Source organism: Oleiphilus sp. HI0125 (assembly GCF_001635355.1).
Genome location: NZ_LWGF01001453.1, coordinates 1 through 1,141, shown reverse-complemented (window position 1 = coordinate 1,141; position 1,141 = coordinate 1). Strand labels below are relative to the sequence as shown.

Below are 1,141 nucleotides of genomic sequence, written 5' to 3'. Positions count from 1 at the left end.
TCAAAGTACGACGATTCTCTAGTAAGAGCATTCGTTGCCGGTGCGCATTTTCGTCAGGTTAGTTTTGCCTTTGCCTCGGCTTATCAATCTGCATTAGAAAACATGTTTGATCTAGATCGAGATGCCATCGCAGCTCTATGCCATAACGAAAAAGGTGTGAAGAAGCCTCGCGAGATGCAAACTTGGGTCTACGAACAGAATGGTCAGCTGATGCTCGATAGCTATAAGAGCTTTGCTTCAGGAGGCACTGATGCGAAGACCATATTTGTTAGCGCAGTCGATCAACGTCCTGACGCAAATGGCGATATCGTACTCGTAAAATTAAACAATGAAGACAACAGACTCGGATTAGAGCCTCTACCTCCCCTTCCTTTTGTACCCGAACTGGCACACGCAAAACTCAAGCAAACCGGAATACGTATCCAGCGTGAGGATATTCTGGTCGGCAATGCGTTTAGTACGTACGTAAAACCATTTAGAACGGAAGAAGATCTGCATATTTTGGCAGCATTATGCGGCCAACGTTTATCCATTGCTCTAGAGCTAGACCAGACACAACTTGCTGAGCAATATATTGCGAGCGCGCACGCGATTCTTTTCATGCAGAAAAGCGACCGAAGCGCACCCTCAACGCACCTGACATTATCGGGAATCAAACAGCAGCTAACACGAACATTTGAACAACAAGACAAGCTTCTAGAAGATCAATTGCCTAGCTTTGCTAAAACATGGAAACGAGATAGCGCGTTGCTATCGCTCGCTGAAAGCGCACAAAAAGTAAGGACACAAAAAGCGTGGCAAAGCCTAGGCTAACTTACGCTCACGTTCTTTTGCCTTTTTAATAAGATCTCGGCGTAATCGCTCGCGTGCGTGTTTGATCCGAGTCGGCAAGACGCCATCACTCAAGTATTGATGAATCATTTCTTGAGAGCGAACTAAGCCGTTCACTTTAAACTGCCTATAAGTATTGCTCTGCTTNGCATCCAAGACACGCGCTTTCACATTGTCGCACCATTGAATATCTAACACGTCTTGTAGCTGCTGCTTCGCATCTTGATCACAAACAGGAACACTGACCTCGACACGATAATCGATGTTTCGGTTCATCATGTCTGCAGAAGAAATAAAATACTTAGGGTCG

General features: G+C 45.4%; 2 protein-coding genes. One reads left to right on the top strand and one right to left on the bottom strand.

Features of this window, described 5'->3' with window-relative positions; translation table 11 throughout:
• Positions 1 to 813, top strand: an 813-nt coding sequence (locus tag A3762_RS28045) for a hypothetical protein (protein ID WP_068758093.1), incomplete at its 5' end; no start/stop codon positions are given.
• On the opposite strand, the gene A3762_RS24630 is transcribed toward A3762_RS28045, so the two are convergent.
• A partial coding sequence (locus A3762_RS24630) for a hypothetical protein (protein WP_231878918.1) occupies positions 805 to 1,141 on the bottom strand: 337 nt, incomplete at its 5' end. The two genes, A3762_RS28045 and A3762_RS24630, sit on opposite strands and share 9 nt — an antisense overlap.